This is a genomic window from Streptomyces sp. cmx-18-6 (assembly GCF_046548915.1).
Taxonomy (GTDB): Bacteria; Actinomycetota; Actinomycetes; order Streptomycetales; family Streptomycetaceae; genus Streptomyces.
Genome location: NZ_JAEBEP010000006.1, coordinates 92,031 through 106,680, shown reverse-complemented (window position 1 = coordinate 106,680; position 14,650 = coordinate 92,031). Strand labels below are relative to the sequence as shown.

Annotated in this window: 15 protein-coding genes; 5 read left to right on the top strand and 10 right to left on the bottom strand. The window is 68.5% G+C overall.

All coding sequences use genetic code 11. From position 1 onward, the window contains the following. Positions 1-132 precede the first annotated feature (132 nt). Genes ACLJPL_RS15970 through ACLJPL_RS15935 form a run of 8 tightly spaced genes read right to left on the bottom strand, consistent with a single transcriptional unit; the run spans position 133 to position 7,258 of the window. Positions 133-690 (bottom strand): histidine phosphatase family protein, encoded by a 558-nt coding sequence (locus ACLJPL_RS15970; protein ID WP_411081494.1) that lies wholly within the window; start codon positions 688-690, stop codon positions 133-135. Continuing rightward, entirely contained in the window at positions 683-1,444 is a 762-nt protein-coding gene (locus tag ACLJPL_RS15965) for an SDR family NAD(P)-dependent oxidoreductase (protein ID WP_411081493.1), read from the bottom strand. Before ACLJPL_RS15965 ends, ACLJPL_RS15970 begins: the two co-directional genes overlap by 8 nt. Next, complete coding sequence (locus ACLJPL_RS15960) at positions 1,429-2,565, bottom strand: hypothetical protein (protein ID WP_411081492.1); 1,137 nt, start codon at positions 2,563-2,565, stop codon at positions 1,429-1,431. Before ACLJPL_RS15960 ends, ACLJPL_RS15965 begins: the two co-directional genes overlap by 16 nt. Next, entirely contained in the window at positions 2,562-3,722 is a 1,161-nt protein-coding gene (locus ACLJPL_RS15955; RefSeq protein ID WP_411081491.1) for a glycosyltransferase family 9 protein, read from the bottom strand. Before ACLJPL_RS15955 ends, ACLJPL_RS15960 begins: the two co-directional genes overlap by 4 nt. Next, a complete protein-coding gene (locus tag ACLJPL_RS15950; RefSeq protein ID WP_411081490.1) occupies positions 3,719-4,294 on the bottom strand; it encodes a phosphoribosyltransferase in 576 nt (191 codons plus the stop codon). The genes ACLJPL_RS15955 and ACLJPL_RS15950 overlap by 4 nt, the downstream gene beginning before the upstream one ends. A gap of 49 nt (positions 4,295-4,343) precedes the next feature. Beyond that, positions 4,344-6,143: a DUF4254 domain-containing protein gene (locus ACLJPL_RS15945; protein ID WP_411081489.1), complete on the bottom strand. Its 1,800-nt coding sequence runs from the start codon at positions 6,141-6,143 to the stop codon at positions 4,344-4,346. Beyond that, positions 6,140-6,787 carry a hypothetical protein gene (locus ACLJPL_RS15940; protein WP_411081488.1) on the bottom strand — a complete coding sequence of 216 codons (648 nt, stop codon included), beginning with the start codon at positions 6,785-6,787 and terminating at the stop codon, positions 6,140-6,142. The genes ACLJPL_RS15945 and ACLJPL_RS15940 overlap by 4 nt, the downstream gene beginning before the upstream one ends. 3 nt (positions 6,788-6,790) lie before the next feature. Next, positions 6,791-7,258, bottom strand: coding sequence for an NUDIX domain-containing protein (locus tag ACLJPL_RS15935; RefSeq protein WP_403236676.1), 468 nt, complete (start codon positions 7,256-7,258; stop codon positions 6,791-6,793). A 209-nt stretch (positions 7,259-7,467) separates the two neighbouring features. On the opposite strand from ACLJPL_RS15935, the gene ACLJPL_RS15930 reads away from it, so the two are divergent. The 4 genes from ACLJPL_RS15930 (at position 7,468) to ACLJPL_RS15915 (ending at position 10,642) form a co-directional block, all read left to right on the top strand. Then, positions 7,468-8,601: a helix-turn-helix domain-containing protein gene (locus tag ACLJPL_RS15930; RefSeq protein ID WP_411081487.1), complete on the top strand. Its 1,134-nt coding sequence runs from the start codon at positions 7,468-7,470 to the stop codon at positions 8,599-8,601. A gap of 22 nt (positions 8,602-8,623) precedes the next feature. Continuing rightward, on the top strand, positions 8,624-9,193 hold the full coding sequence (locus ACLJPL_RS15925; protein ID WP_411081486.1) for an isochorismatase family cysteine hydrolase: 570 nt from the start codon (positions 8,624-8,626) through the stop codon (positions 9,191-9,193). Between the two features lie 4 nt (positions 9,194-9,197). Next, positions 9,198-10,112 carry an FAD-dependent oxidoreductase gene (locus ACLJPL_RS15920; RefSeq protein WP_411081485.1) on the top strand — a complete coding sequence of 305 codons (915 nt, stop codon included), beginning with the start codon at positions 9,198-9,200 and terminating at the stop codon, positions 10,110-10,112. 311 nt (positions 10,113-10,423) lie between these two features. Next, positions 10,424-10,642, top strand: a complete 219-nt coding sequence (locus ACLJPL_RS15915; protein WP_411081484.1) for a GNAT family N-acetyltransferase — start codon at positions 10,424-10,426, stop codon at positions 10,640-10,642. Positions 10,643-11,033: 391 nt separating this feature from the next. On the opposite strand, the gene ACLJPL_RS15910 is transcribed toward ACLJPL_RS15915, so the two are convergent. Both ACLJPL_RS15910 and ACLJPL_RS15905 read right to left on the bottom strand, forming a co-directional pair. Beyond that, complete coding sequence (locus tag ACLJPL_RS15910; RefSeq protein WP_411081483.1) at positions 11,034-12,551, bottom strand: restriction endonuclease; 1,518 nt, start codon at positions 12,549-12,551, stop codon at positions 11,034-11,036. Positions 12,552-12,686: 135 nt separating this feature from the next. Then, positions 12,687-14,243, bottom strand: a complete 1,557-nt coding sequence (locus tag ACLJPL_RS15905; RefSeq protein WP_411081482.1) for an ATP-binding protein — start codon at positions 14,241-14,243, stop codon at positions 12,687-12,689. 209 nt (positions 14,244-14,452) lie between these two features. On the opposite strand from ACLJPL_RS15905, the gene ACLJPL_RS15900 reads away from it, so the two are divergent. Then, positions 14,453-14,602, top strand: a complete 150-nt coding sequence (locus ACLJPL_RS15900) for a hypothetical protein (RefSeq protein WP_173314252.1) — start codon at positions 14,453-14,455, stop codon at positions 14,600-14,602. The last annotated feature ends 48 nt before the right edge of the window (positions 14,603-14,650 follow it).

Below are 14,650 nucleotides of genomic sequence, written 5' to 3'. Positions count from 1 at the left end.
ACGATGATGTGCCTCTTTGGTCGCCCACTCGGGAGGTCATCCACCGTTGCGTCACGCTGCTTTCGCGACCTTTCGTGCTGGGTATCCGTCAGCCATCTATTGATCAAGGCGTCGCATTCCGGGTTCCACTCTCTAATTGCCGGGCAGAGGTCGGTGTTCGGCGAAGCGCCAAGGAACCTTCGCGGCGGTGACGAAGGCGGCGGGGCCCTCCTGAAGGTGGCTGAGGACGCCCAGCAGGAGGGTGTGGGAGACGGCCAGGAGGGAGCCGTGGCGCACAGCGGTGTGGTGGACGAAGGCGGCGCAGTGGCGGGCACGGGTGTGGAGGTCGGTGAGGCTTTCGCCGTCTTCGCAACGTAGGGAGGGGTTGGCGAGGCGCCGAGCTCGCCAGGCGCGGTAGGCCGGCGGGTAGGTCTCGGCCGTGCGGCCGAGAACGATGCTCGGGGCGCGCCATTCGGCGAGGAGGCCGGAGGTGGCCACGATCGGCAGGCCCGTGAGGTGGGAGACGAGGGTGGCGGTCTGACGGGCGCGGGGGATCGGGCTGGTGACGATCGCGGTGACGCCCTCAGGGAGGGGCAAGGAGCGGCGTACCTGCTCGCGACCCTCCTGCGTGAGGGCGGCTTCGTGCGGGGCGTGGTAGCCGGGGCGGTGGCCTTCATAGGCGCCGTGGCGCATGAGCCAGATGTCAGCCAAGAATCCAGCCTCCGTCGACGCGCAGGGTCTGGCCGGTGATGAATCCGGCGTCCTCGGTGGCGAGGAAGGCGACGGCCGTGGCGATGTCCTCCGGGCCGCCCCGGCGCTGGACGCACTGGCGGGCGAGCTGCCGGGCGGTCATGGCTTCCGGATCGTCGACGACGGTGTCCTCAGCGGGGACGCGGATGGAACCGGGGGCGACACAGTTCACGGTGATGCCGACGGGGCCGAGTTCGCGTGCGAGGGCACGGGTGAGTCCTTCGAGGCCGGCCTTGGCACTGATGTAGCCGGCGAGGTCGTGACGGCCCGCCGCGGCGAGGACCGAGCCGATGGTGATGATCCGGCCCCAGCCGGCGGCAGCCATGGCAGGGGACAGCTCGTGGGCGAGGAGGTAGTGGCTGGTCAGGTTGGAGGCCAGAGCCTCGTCCCAGTGAGCCGGCGTTGTCTCCGTCCACGGGCGGCGCGGGTAGGCGCCGGCGTTGCTGACCAGGATGTCGATCGGGCCGAGCTGGTCGTGGGCCTGGTGGCAGAGGGCGCGCACGGCCTCGGCGTCGCGGAGGTCAGCTGCCAGGGAGATTGCGGCGCCGCCGCTGCCGGTGATGTGGGCGGCGAGCTCGGCTGCGGCCAGGCCATCGTCGAGGTGCGCGAGGGCGACGGTGGCACCGTCGGCGGCGAGACGGCGGGCGATGGCCGAGCCGAGGCCGCCGGTGGCTCCGGTGACCAGGGCGGTGCGGCCGTTCAGGGGGCCGGGCATGGCGACTCCAGCGGGCAGAAGTAGGTGGTGGGGTCGAAGGCGGGGCTCATGGCCTCCGCAAGACGGGCGAGGAGGACGAGCCGGTCCTCGGAGGCCAGATCGGCCAGGTTGTAGACGCCGAGGATGCGCATGGCGAGGTAGGGGCGGAGCAGGTTCGCCAGGTCCTCGCCGGGCCAGAGACGGTCCGCGACTGGTCGTACGAGCTTGTTCCAGTACGCGGTCACGGCGGCTCGCCGAGGTGCAGAGAGGCGCGGCGTGTAGTCGATGTGGATGGTGCTGGTGGCGTGATCGATCGCCGCTCGTCGGACCTCGGGGGTGTTGGCCGGGACGTGGGTGAAGGTGGCGGGGTGGTCGGCGAAGGCGGTCGGGTTGTAGGTGGGTACGAGCCAGCCGCCGAGAGCGGAGGCGTACCAGAGGAAGTTGGCGAACTCGCCGGGGATGCTGTTCATTCCCGCGGTGTCGTAGTCGAACCAGGCGAGCGGGTGGGCGAGGTTGACATCGGTGGGGTCGCCTTGGGTGAGGGCCGCCCAGACCGGCTCTGCCGTGGCGAAGTGCGCGCGCAGCCAGCGGAGGGTGGCGGCCCAATCCAGGTGTTGTCGGCGGCCGTTGATCTTCAGGGCGTAAGTGTTGAGGCGGGATACCGGGATGTCGACGAGGCCGTCGGCGATCAGGAAGTCCTTGCCGGCGTGGTACGTGTCGAGTCGGCCGCCGGGTGCCGCGCGGTCCCAGTAAAGCTTGCGGACGACGTGCGCCGGATCGGCTGGCCATGCCGTTGCGAGGATGACCTCCTGGTACGCGGCCGTGAGCTTCTCCATGTAGGTGTGGAGGTGGGTGGTCGCCCCGTCTGTGTTGAGAAGGTCGAGGAGAAGTCCCTGGTCGGTGCCGCCGGGCAGGCGTTCGTACGCGAGGAGGTGTCCGCCCGGTACGCGTAGGTGGGTGTGGAGGGCGGGGACACGGTAGTGCCGGGCCAGGCGAGCGTGGCCGTGGATCTCCTCTCCGGCCTCGGCCGGGTTGCGGGTGTACTTCAGGAGCAGCGAGTGGCCGAAGAGGTCGACCGGGCAGAGCAGGTTGCGGGTAAAGCGCCGCACCGGTCCGACCCGAAGGAGGGGCTGGGAGATCATCGCCCCACCTCGTTGAGTAGTTCGAGGCCGACCTGGGCCAGCGCGGCGGGCGGGAAGGCGTCCATGTGCACGTCCGAGTTCGGGGCGATGGCGTCGCGGACGGGGCAGAGGTCGCCCTGATGCATGCGGTCGGACAGGTTGGTGGCGACGGCATGGTGGTGCGACAGGCCGGTGCGCCACTTGCTGTGGCTGTGGCGCGCGTACAGGCCGATGACCGGCGGTCCGCCGCGATCCTGGCCGCCGCGCGCCATCGCGGCGAGGTGGGTGAGGCCGGTGTCGTTGCCGACGATCAGGTGGCAGTGCGGGAAGAGGCTGGCGAGGTGATCGGCCGGCGTCCCGCCGATGCGGAGGGCCTGCACGTGGCGACGGGGAGCCTCCGCCCTGATGCGGAGGCCGTCGCCCGGGTTGCCGCCGATGAGCAGCAGCCGGGCCTGGGCCTGTTGTGCCTCGGCGATGTGCTCGGCGAGGGCGATGTAGCGCTGGGCGGTGTAGTCCTTGCGCTCCGGCCAACTGGTGGCGGTGATGGCGGCGATGGTCAGACCGCCCAGCCAGCCCACCGAGCGCAGCTCCTCCACGAGCTTGTTCGGCCCGGTCGCGAGGGTGGGAGCGAAAGGAGCCGTGCCGGGCAGGCGGATGCCGAGGCGGCGCTCCAGAGCCAGGTAGTGGCGGGCGGGCAGGTCAGGGTGGGCGCGGCCGTCGCTCGACCAGCACGGCGGGGCGGCCGGGTCGAGCACCAGGCTCACCGCCGCCTCCGAGCCGTGCGTCTCAATGCCCGTGCGGTCGCCGATCACGGCCCGCCAGCCGCTGGGAGCGGTGGCCCGGGGCTGCGTGATCAGCCCAGTGCGGGCGATCAGCCCCGCGTACGGACCCACCGCCCGGACGGCTACGCGTACTGACCGCAGCCGCAGCCAGTCGAGGACCGCGCGGACCCCCGACAGTGCGAGGAGCGAGTCACCGAGCTTCCCCTCGAAGGCCACGACGATCTCGCCGCACCGGCTCAGGCGGTGGACAAGCTCGGCGGAGGCGGCCAGCGGGAGCGGTGCGCCGACGGGAACGCTGTCCCGGTCGTACCCGAGCGGGATGGTGTGGACGGCCCCGGCGGGGATGACCAGGGAACCGTGGTGGAACCGGACCCCCGCCGGGGCCACAGCTGTCACTCCGCGCCCTCGATCGTGGTGAGCGAGACGAGCGGCAGGCCGAGGCCGGTGAGCAGGTCGCGGGCTCCGCGGGTCGTGTCCTCCACCAGGCAGGCCGCCACCAGCGGGGCGGCGCCGGCCTCGCGGAGGCGGCGGGTGAGGTCGGCCAGGGTCCGGCCGGTGGTGATCTCGTCGTCCACGATGACGATGCGCTGGCCGGGAGTGATGCCGTACGCGAAGACGTCGGTGCGCATCGCGTGGGGCTCGCTGAAGCGGACCGCGCCGTCGAGGGGCAGGTGCAGCTTCCAGGCGATCTTGTACGGGAGCTGAGCGGCGCCGGCGAGGGAAACGGTCGGCAGGATGCCGCCGGCGTCCAGGCCGAGGAGGAAGTCCACGGAGCCGAGCCCTTCCGGCACCTGCTCCTGGAGCAGACGCCACAGGTCGGCTCCGGTCGTGGCGAGGGTCTCGGGGTGCACCGGGTCCTCCAGGCCGTCCAGGGAATGGATGACGCGCTCGCGGCGGCTCGTGGCTCCGACGCTGAGCCGTTCGACGATTCGGGCGGTGAAGGACGGCGCGGCGATGGTTTCGGGCATGGCGAAGCTCCTGTCGGACGGAGAACGAGGGAGGAGAGGAAAAGGCTGTTCACGCGGCGAGCTGGGCGGCGTACCAGGTGAGGAGCTGGTCGACGGCCAGAGTGACGGGCTTGAGGACGAGCTCGGCCTCGCCGTCGCGCCAGGCCCTGGAGATCTCGGCCAGGGAGGGCGTCGCGAGGGCCGTCAGGCCCGGCATGCGGGAGGCTGCGGCGAGGATCCGATCGGGGCCGGACTCCCACTGGTTGTGCTCGCGCAGGAGCAGGCGGCAGGCGAGCACGAGGTGCTTGTAGAGCTGCCGCAGTGCGGTCGGCCCCGCGTCGGCGCGCAGACGGCGCATGGTCAGGATGACCTGGGGGAGTTCCCGGACAGCGGCGAACGCCAGCTCGCCTCGGCTGATCGTCGGCAGTTCGAGGCTGGGTGCGGCGTGCAGGACGGGGCTGCCCTGCTGGAGCTGGTGGAGGACGAACGCCAGGCGCGGGGTGAGGCGCCGGGCGGTCAGTTCGCCGGGCGTGACGAGGGTGGGGCCGAGGGCGGCCGCACCGCCGAGGGCCCTCCGGTACTGCTCCAGGGCCTCGTGGACCCGGCCGATGGCCTCGTGCTCGGCGATCACGAGGAGGTCCAGGTCGGACCAGCCGGCGATCCAGCTGCCCTCGCCGGGGCTGCCGGTCAGGGCGGCGAGCCGTACGCCGGGGCCGTAAGCCCGTACCGCGTCGGTGAAGTCGGCCGTCGCCGAGGTTACGGCGGCAGGTAGCCCCAGCCCGTACGGAGTGGCCGCGCGTAGCGCCGTGGATGCGGGCGGGGCCGCGATGCGCCGGAGCCGGGCGCGGAGGGCGGCGATGCTGCCGGTGTTGTCGATGACGTGGTCGGCCAGCGCGGCTACCTGGTGGGCGCCACGGCTCATCTTGATCTGGTCCTTCGCGGCGACGGCCTGTGCCGGAGTGCCGGACCGCTCGACGCGTACGGCGAAGGAGGCGTCCAGGTAGACGATCTGGAGTGCGTCGCCCATGAGTCGCTTGAGCTCGGTGATCGAGGCGTCGTCGTGGACGGACTCGACGGTGAACAGCTCCGTGCCGACGTGCGCGTCCGCGAAACGGTTCAGCTCACCGAGCAGCAGCTCGGCCTGCCGGCGGGACGACAGGGCGTACGGGTCCGCGAGACCGTCCCGATGGGCCGCCTGCCGCAAAAGGAAGCCGATCTTGAAGCGTTGCGCACCACAGGTGCGCTGGACGAACTCGGCGCTGGTGCTCTTGCCGCACTCGCTCAGTCCACCGAAGGCGAGGACCCGGCGCAGACGCCGACTCGGCTTGATCTCTGCGGGGGCGGCGTCGTCCCGGCCGTACAGCTTGAAGCGAGCCGGTACGGGGAGCCGGCGGCGGCCTGCGACGACGTCGGAGACCAGCGCGTCGAGGGCGGCGCACAGTTCCTCCCGCTGGCCGTGAAGGGCGGGGACACGTCGGCGGGCCAACTCGTCCCGGGCAGCAGCCCGTTCGCTGTGCCAGATCCTCAGTGTCAGCACCGAGAGGCGGTCGATGACGGAGGCGAGCGTCTCGGTGTGCAGCGGTACGTCGGCGCGGCCTGCGTCGGCCAGCGAGCCGAGGACCTCGTCAGCCCGCTCGGCGAGCAGGTTCCGTTCGGCATTGAGCTGGTCGATCTCGCGCTTGCAGTCGGCGACCTGGGCGGCGGAGAGTAAGGCGCTGCGCACCCGGTCCTCGGTGTCCCACAGGCGCCCGTTGACGGTGTGGAGCCGGGTGATGGTGTCGTCCAGGCGGTTCCGGTCCTTGGCCTGTAGCGCTGCCACGGTGCGGGACAGACTGGGGGGCAGGACCAGGGGCGGGGAGTTCTGCGTCATCGGGGATTCCCGTTGATGAGTCGGCTGAGGCCGAGGTGATCGAGCACATCGCTGTGCACGGCGTCCAAGGAACGGTCCTCGCAGTCGATGACCGCGGCGAACGCACCGTGGTCGGCCTGGTGGAGCAGGACCGCGTGCAGCGTCTTCTGGTACTCCGGGTAGATCCCGGTCCAGGGGCGGCCCTCGCGGGCGCTGGTGATGGCGTAACTGCGTTCGGCGTCGAATGACGGGAGCAGGAGGATGGAGGTCTCGGGTGTGGCGGCCCGCGAACCGGCGATTCCTGTCACGGTCTTGAACGCTTCGCCGACGGTCAGCCCGTCCTTGACCACGCAGGTTGCAGCGGCCACAGCGAGAAGCATGGGCAGGCCCCGGTCCAGCAGACCCGTACGCCCGGTCTCGCGTGCGGCGGCCCGCTTGGCATGACCGGCGAGCAGCATCTCGGTCAGCTCGACGGTCGTGGACGTCTCGAACCACCACCGGGCGAAGTCGCCGGTGGCCACCCGTGCCCAGGGCTCGGGATCGTGCTCGTGGACCGCGCCCAGCGGCTGGAAGGCGTTCCACCATTCGGCCAGCCGCACCAAGTGGGTCGTCTTGCCGACGTTGTCAGGGCCGTTGAGGCTGACGAAGTCCGGGGCTCGCGTCATCGCTCACGCCTCGCGGATCGGGGTGTCGAGTACGGAGGTGATCGCGTACGTGTTGGCGGCGATGAACTCGGCGAGCTCCGGGGGCATCAGATTCAGTTCGCGGACTGCCCCGCTGGTGAACGGGACGCGGACCACCTCGTACTCGCCCCGTTCCGGTTTGGCGAACTCCGTTCCCGTACGCGCGGCCAAGTCCATCGACTCCAGGCGCGCGGCGAAGATGTGCTGGACGCCGACGCCGCCTTCCAACTGGTCGGTGATCAGGTGGACCAGTTCGGCGCGCGCCAGCTTGCCGCCGAGCTCCTCGAACACCTCGCGGTGCAGAGCCGATTCGATGGTCGCGTCGTCCGTCTCGACCCCTCCGCCGACCGTCACCCAGTACGGCTCCCTGCCCGGCTTGGTGCGCTTGATCAGGACCAGTTCGTCGCCGTCGAGGAGGATGGCGCGGGCGTTGCGCTTGACGATGTCGGTCATGCCGGTGCTCCTTCTGGTGGTGGTGCAGGAGAGAACGCGGAGGGGCTGCCTGGTGGTGGCTGGCTCCGGCGCGGTGGATTCAGCATGGAGCAAGACGGTTGCGGAGTGTGATGTACGGATGCTGCAGCAATGCCGCAGCACTGCTGAACAAGGCTGGCTACGCTGGTCGTTCGGTCGTTTCACCGGGGTGACGGACAGGGGGTGCCACGGTGGTCACGGTGCAGAGGTGGTCCGGTCGGGAGGCCCGGCTGCTACGCGACGCCCTGCGTATGAGCCTGCGGGACTTCGCCGCGTACCTGGGGGTCAGCGACCGCACGGTGTCGAACTGGGAGGCAGGCGGTGCCGGTTACCAGCCTCGCGCCGAGTCTCAGGGAATTCTCGACACCGCGCTCGGTCGCGCACCCGACGACGCGAGAACCCGGTTCGCGGAAGCGCTGGGAATGAGTGACACGGCTGCACCCGTCACAGGGCGGATAGAAGTCGACTCCCACAAGTTTCTGCCGGTCTTCATCGGTGTCGAGCGCGCCGGCCGGCTTCGGGAGTATCTGGCACCGAGTGAGGGTGCTCAGTGGCTGGAGTCCTCCTCGACCCGACTGGACCACCCTGAGGCGCAGAGCTGTGTCCTGCACGTCTTCGCATGCGGGGTGGCCGTCTTCCACCTTGTCCAGCCGCACGAACCTGCCGCGCTGACCGACCTGGCCGTCTGGCGCTACCGCTCCTACGCGTCCGACCTTCCTTGGGCCCGGGACAAGATCCGCGAACTCCTCGAAGGGGACCACGCCGGGGCCCCCAACCCCGAATACGTCCTTTCCCTCTACTGCCTCACCTCCGGCCCTTGGGCCGGTGACGCCTACGACACCGCGCTGCGCCTGCTCTCCACTCCCTCGGTTCTGGTCGACCGCGGAGCGCCGGGTGGTCCCGCGCCCCTGGCCTGCACGGTCGAGGAGTCGCTTCTTGCCACCGGCTTCGACCACCCGGACATCGTTTCCTTCGGTGTACGGGGAGTGTCCACCGCCTACGCCGGCTGGTCCGGCGTCGCCTACGCCTCCCACTCCAGCGAGCGCAGCCTCACCACCGACGAGCTGGTCGCCTGCGAACTGACCGTCCAGGCCCTGTGGTGTTTCACCCGCCACATCCAACAGATGGTCGAGGACGGCCAGGACCCCTCCATGCCGGAGCGGTACGGCTGGCGATTCCTGCGCGCCGCCGCCTCCCGGCTCACCACCGCCCGTGCTCAGGAGACCGCGCAACACGTCCTGATGCGGGAGGCCATCATGAAGACCAGCGGATTGGCCGAACGGCTGCGCACCACGCAGGAAGCTCTGCGCGAGAGCGCCGGCTGAGAACGGGCAGGAGGGAGAGCCGATGGACATCAACAGCGCCGCGCTGGTCGTGATCGACATGCAGAACGGCTTCGTGAACCACCACAGTCGCCATGTCGTGCCCGCAGTCGCCGACCTCGTCGCCAGATGGTCCGCCGCTGGGCGCCCTGTCGTCTTCACCCGGTACTTCAACTATCCCGACAGCCCCTACGAGCGCTTCTTCCAATGGCGTCGGCTCCAGGAACCACCCGAGACCGACATCGTTCCCGAGCTCGCCGAGGCGGCGGGCCGCGCGCACGCAGGCGTCGACAAGACCGGATACACGCTGTTCACCCCCGAGGCCGCAGAACTGATGCGACGGGCCGGCTGGACCGACCTCGTCTTCTGCGGAATCGCCACCGAAAGCTGCGTTCTGAAGTCCGCCGCAGACGCCTTCGAGCACGGATACGCACCCTGGATCGTCACGGACGCCTGTGCCAGCGACGCCGGCCCGGACGTCCACGACGCCGGTCTGCTCGTCGCCCGGCGCCTGATCGGAACAGGCCAACTCGTGGACGTCGAGCATGTGATGGGCCAACTCGATACGCGTGTGGCCGACCCGGTGCTGGAATAGCCTCATGGCCGACACACCGCTCGACACCGACCTGATCATCATCGGCGGAGGGCCGGCCGGCTGCGCCGCCGCCCGCATGGCCGCCGGCGTCGGCATGCGCTCGATCCTGGTCGAGCCGGACCGGCTGTGCCGCAATCTCTACCGCATCCCGGCCCTGAACAACGTCCTCGGCGGCCACACCAACGGCACCGACCTGGCCGACGCCATCGTGGCGGAACTGAAGGGCACCGAGCTGTGCCGCCTCGAACTCGGCAGGCGTGTTACCGAACTCCGCGCCGATGACGACCGGGTGACCGTCACGGTCGACACCGGTGCGCGTCTCACGGCTCCGTACGCCGTCGTCGCCACCGGCGTCGGCCCCCTCCAGCCTCATGACGTCACCTGGATCACCGCCCCCAGCGGCCGAGTCCTGCCCCCGCTCTGGGAGGCAGAAGCCGACGACGCCCAGGGGCGCACCCTCCTCGTCCTGGGCGGTGACCGCCCGATCGGCACGTTCCTGCGCGCCCACCCGACCACAGACACCCGCCTGCTCGTGGCGTACCCGGCAGCCGACGCGTACAAGATCGAGGAAATCCGGGACGACCCCCGCGTCGCCCTTGTCCCCGTCGAGCACCTGACGTTGAAGGCCGCAGAGGGCACCCCCGTGTCGGCGGAAGCAGTGGGCCAGGACGGCACGCGGCGGACGGTCACAGCGGATTCGGCCTACCTCAGCATCGGCAACGCCCCGACCGTCCCGCCCGGCGATCTGACCCGGGGCCCGGACGGATACTGCCCGCCGACCGACCAGCACCCCCGCGTCATCGTGGCCGGCGACCTCCGCTCCGCCCGCTTCCAGCGGATCATGACCGCCCTGGGGTCAGGCAGCGAGGCCGCGCTGCACGCCTACTACGCGGCCAGGGAGGTGCCCACCAAGGGCTGAGACCCACGCGGTGAGATATCCGACTGCCCACGCCCTCGGGAGAAGATCTCCTGACTCCCACCGATACCTGTTTCGGCCGGTGCCGTCGACGACGTCCGGCCGCGACTGGGCAGGCCGCATGCGAGATGAACGGAGTCGAACGTGACCAGGGTGATCGACTTGCGGCGCTACGGACAGGGAAGCCTCCCTGAGGGCTTCAAGCAGACGGCTTCACGTACGGCGCTCCGCTTCAGCCGGGCCGCGAGTGGTGGCGTTCCACGGCGTTCACACCGAACAACGGCTGCACTGCGACTTACGCCGTCCCCGAGGTCATGGTGCGCCCGCAGTGGCGGAGGCAGGGGATCTCGGAGCGGCTCCACGAAGCCCTGTTGAAGGAACGCGGCGAAGACCTTGCGGTGCTCCTGGTCGACGTGACGCACCCGAAGGTTCAGGGTCTGTACGCGACGTGGGGCTACGAGAAGGCGGGCGAGCAGCAGCCCTTCGCTGACTCCTCGGTGTACGCGGTCATGGTGACGAGGCCGCACGCCTGAGTGGTCCCGCCCGCGTCACCCGCGTGCGACGCCACGTGCCGGCAGCTTGTGATCATCGTCGGTGCGAGAACGCGGCCCGCACGTCGAAGGGCCCCACCGCAAGCGGTGGGGCCCTTCGACGTATTGCCCGGTGAGAGCAATGGCGGAGGATACGAGATTCGAACTCGTGAGGGGTTGCCCCCAACACGCTTTCCAAATGTTCGCGTGGGGGTCCGGGCGGGTTCACAGGCGTTTTGACCTGCGATCCAGCGGTATCGAGTTGCTCGGGCGGACCTGCGTGAACGCCCATGAACGCAACCCGAACTGCAACCCTCGGAAAGGCGTGGACGCCGCGTAGTGACGAGGCCCGCCGCTCAGGCGACGGACCGCGATCCGTTCGGCGGAGTGCTTCTCACCTGAGGTCTTCCGGAACCCAGCCAGGCGGAACCTTAGGGAGCCCGATGAGGGCGTCGATGCCGAGCTGTTCCTGGAGTAGAGCCTTGAGCCCACGGCCGTCGATGAGCTGCATGCGGCCGGTGCGATGGGCGAAGTCCAGGCTGGTCTTTCCGAACCACGCGGTGGTGACAAGGATGCCCTTCGCGGCGGCTTTGTCATGCATGACGCCGGCCAGCGCGCGGACGGCTTCCGCCGGGACAGTGTTCTTGGTGCGCTTGGCCTGGATGATGCACAGGCCGCCTGTCATCGGATCCTCGTTCGTCGCGACGGCGTCGATCCCGTCGTCCCGCGATGCCTGCGTGACCCACGCCTTCATGCCGTACGCCTCGAAGAGGCGGCGGATGAGGTGTTCGAACTCGATGGGATCCAGCGTCATCAAGTCCGGCCTGCTGTCTAAGCCGGCCACGACATCCACTTCGGGAGCGAACTTGTACTTGCTGAGGTCGAATGTGACCACAGGGCGGACCGGTTCGAGGTCGTAAGGGTGCTGGGAGACAATGGCGTTGAGGTGGCGCAGGCACTGGACCGGGTCGAGCGCGGGTTCGTCCAGCACCAGGTCCTCGAAGTCGTCACGACTGCTGCGCACACTGACCAGGCACGGACGGATAGCTTTCCCGGTGGCCCGGTTCTTACTCCGGACGTGAGCGTTCAAGGCAACGACGTCGACAAGCGACGGCGGGCTGGCGGCCAGCACCTCATTGATGGCGCGCAGCGCCAGCCGAGCGACGAGCCGTGAGTACTGCTGCTTGACCTCTACTTCTTTTCTGGGCTGGGGGATGACTGCGGCTGGGGCGGTGGACTTGAAGCGGAACTGCGCGACCGCAGGCACGACCTCCTGACCCGGAAGATCCATCTCCACGACCAGTTCTCGTGTCTCGGGCGCGAATACGGCACGCCACTCACCCCGCAGGCCCTCTGGATCGGGCAGCTCCGTCAGAACCCTTTCGATCGCTTCGACCAAGCCGTCCGGTCCGCTGCTGTTGAAGGCGTCCTCCACGGCCGTCCGGTGACCGTACAGACCCGTCGCTCTCTGTAGGAGGATCGCTTCCAAGGATTCGATCCGCTCCTGTACCTGCGTCGTGCGGTCGACTGCCTCGGCCTTCAACGCTTCGGTACGCGCCAGTTTCGCCTGCCGCTCGGAGGCCGCCCTGACCTTGGCGTCCTCACGTTTGCGACGTTCCTCGGCCTGCCTTTTGGCGGTCTGGCGCTTCTCCAGGTCGCGTTCGATCTGCGCGGCCTTACGCGCTCGCTCCGAGTCCTGCCGTTCCTTCTCCTTGCGCGCCCGCTCCCACTCCCGGGCCTGCTCCCGCTCCTGTTGCGCTCTGGCCCGCTCTTCGCGGCTTCGGGCCTGCTCGGCGGCCCGGGCACGTCGAGCCTGTTCCTGTTCCAATCGCTTCTGCTCGGCAGCCTTGGCCTTCTTCGAGTCCTGGTACGCCTTCACTAGCTGTCCGGCCAATGATTTCTTACGTGCCACGATCCCCTCCCGATGCGATGCTCGCGCTCGTCCTCAGATCTGCCCAGCCCAGCCAACGGGCAACCGGCATGTATGAACGCGTGGCGTCAGGTCGGTACTTGTGGGCCTGCGGCCGTAGCTTTTCCCCACTGGTGATCACGACGAACGGGGAACGGCCACCGCTAGGAGACTGCCCTCACCGAGATGCAGCCAGCCTCGACCAGGGGCGGACCTATCGCTGACAGAAGAGAGTCTTACCGAAGCGCTGCCGATCAACCTGCCGGACGTGGGGACCTGAGGCGCGAGGAGGAGACCCCTATGCGCCTTTGTCAGTTCGCTCAGCCACTTCAGACCTTGGTCGAGTGCCTGCTCTTCGCCAGCTGCGACCAAAGCCGTTCCTTCGTCGAATCCGTGGAGGAGTAGATGTCTCAGCACTGAAGAGGCCCCAGAATCTGCTAGCACCTCGGCGTCATCCATAACTATCACCACCGGGTCTTCACGAGTGGCCGTGTCTAATGCCCCCTCCACCTCCCGACGCTCGAAGTCCTTCCGGTCGATACAGCCCATCACGGAGCCCTGCCCCGCTAGTGCCCGGAGCGGCGAGGGCCGTGGCGCGATCAGCAGGATTCTGACGCCGCCTGCCATCAAAGAACGTGCGACTGTCGTCAGAGCGGTGGACCGCCCAGATCCGGCCGGCCCAGCGATGGTGAAAGCGGGTACGGTCCCGGTCGCGAGATCGGGGCCGTGGGCGGCTAAGGGATCGCCTCCTACGCCTGCTAGTACCCACAACCGCGACGCTGTCGAAGGTCGCATTTCCCACGCTTCGTCGAACCCAATAGTGGACGGTAGGGCTTCGAGGCGTGCCCGCCAGCCCAAATTCTCGCGGGCTGCGTTCCAGAGCCCGAGCATCATCGTGCGGTCCTCCAATTGCAAGCGCGCTGCATTGGAAAAGGCGATGAGAGCCTCGCGGTCAGGTAGTTCGTCAAGCGTGTACCAGCGGATCCATCTATGGGCGGAGATCCGCGTTTCGCGCTCCATGTCGGTGAAAGACCAGCGGTTCTTTAGGCGGTGCGTACGAAGAAGGCGGTGCAGCGAAACGAGTTCCGAACGTGCAGAGGAGTTTGGCACTGAAAACTCGTGGCTCCGCACCCCGTAGAACTTTGCATTCGCCGGTCGGTGCTCCTCTAATGCGTCCGCCATTTTCGCGAATCCCTCACTTCGGCGGACAACCCCGAGAAATACTCGGAGTGCGTCTTTGTCGTCCCAAAGTGACTGTGCGGCATTAATGATTAGGGCTTTGAGGGGCTCCAAGGATAGATCACCTGGCGCGTCATCTTCCGCACCCTCATCCTGTGCCGTGGCATCGTCTGGAACGCCCGTGTGAGCTTGAGTGACCGCTTCGCTGGCTGCGAGCTTCCGCAGGTCGTCGAACCGATCGGCTGTTGCGTCCTCGTCACGGCGGGCTATCTCGGATAGGGCGCGGACGATAAGGTCGAGACGGGCGAGCTGCGGCAAGTCGGGCTTCTGAAAGGCATCCAAAATCGCTTGGTGATTAACGATATAGAAGTTCTGCGTGTCCTTGCCGATTCGATCTCGGATACCCCGTGCGGATGGAAGTCCCGCGTTCAGTCTGAGCTCATGGAGGCTGTCGTTGAGGTCCTTCAGATGGGGCTGGCGGGAGAGATCGGGTCTCGTCCAGACCTGAGCACTCACGATGCCTCCCTGGGACCGGAGTTCGCTGTATGACAATGCGGCGCGCAACACGCTAGCTGTGGTCAGACTCTGCCACAGAACGCTTGGCAGCGGACCTAGCTGACTGATCTTGTCAGGGACTGTCCGGGGCTGTCAGAGGGCAGTGAGGGCCGCGCACGCTGATTGGTGAAACAGCGTTGGCCGATCACCCTGGTATGGAAGGTCTCCCCGTGGAACAGCTCAGCGTTCGTGCGCTCGTCTTACTCCTGTCGGGCACCCTCGTCGTCGTTCTTATCGTGCGCGCACCCACCCTAGGCTTCGCCTTGGTCGGAGCGGCGGCCGTGGTTGCAGTGCTGGATCAGCTTCTTGACAGGGGGTGATCCGGCCGTCGGTAGACGATGCCGTATGACAGCCCAGCCGTGGGGTGC

Bases quoted from the DNA above. Each gene is read 5' to 3' on its own strand.
- ACLJPL_RS15965 (WP_411081493.1), bottom strand. From the start codon at position 1,444: ATGCCCGGCCCCCTGAACGGCCGCACCGCCCTGGTCACCGGAGCCACC.
- ACLJPL_RS15960 (WP_411081492.1), bottom strand. From the start codon at position 2,565: ATGATCTCCCAGCCCCTCCTTCGGGTCGGACCGGTGCGGCGCTTTACC.
- ACLJPL_RS15950 (WP_411081490.1), bottom strand. From the start codon at position 4,294: ATGCCCGAAACCATCGCCGCGCCGTCCTTCACCGCCCGAATCGTCGAA.
- ACLJPL_RS15945 (WP_411081489.1), bottom strand. From the start codon at position 6,143: ATGACGCAGAACTCCCCGCCCCTGGTCCTGCCCCCCAGTCTGTCCCGC.
- ACLJPL_RS15940 (WP_411081488.1), bottom strand. From the start codon at position 6,787: ATGACGCGAGCCCCGGACTTCGTCAGCCTCAACGGCCCTGACAACGTC.
- ACLJPL_RS15935 (WP_403236676.1), bottom strand. From the start codon at position 7,258: ATGACCGACATCGTCAAGCGCAACGCCCGCGCCATCCTCCTCGACGGC.
- ACLJPL_RS15925 (WP_411081486.1), top strand. From the start codon at position 8,624: ATGGACATCAACAGCGCCGCGCTGGTCGTGATCGACATGCAGAACGGC.
- ACLJPL_RS15920 (WP_411081485.1), top strand. From the start codon at position 9,198: ATGGCCGACACACCGCTCGACACCGACCTGATCATCATCGGCGGAGGG.
- ACLJPL_RS15915 (WP_411081484.1), top strand. From the start codon at position 10,424: ATGGTGCGCCCGCAGTGGCGGAGGCAGGGGATCTCGGAGCGGCTCCAC.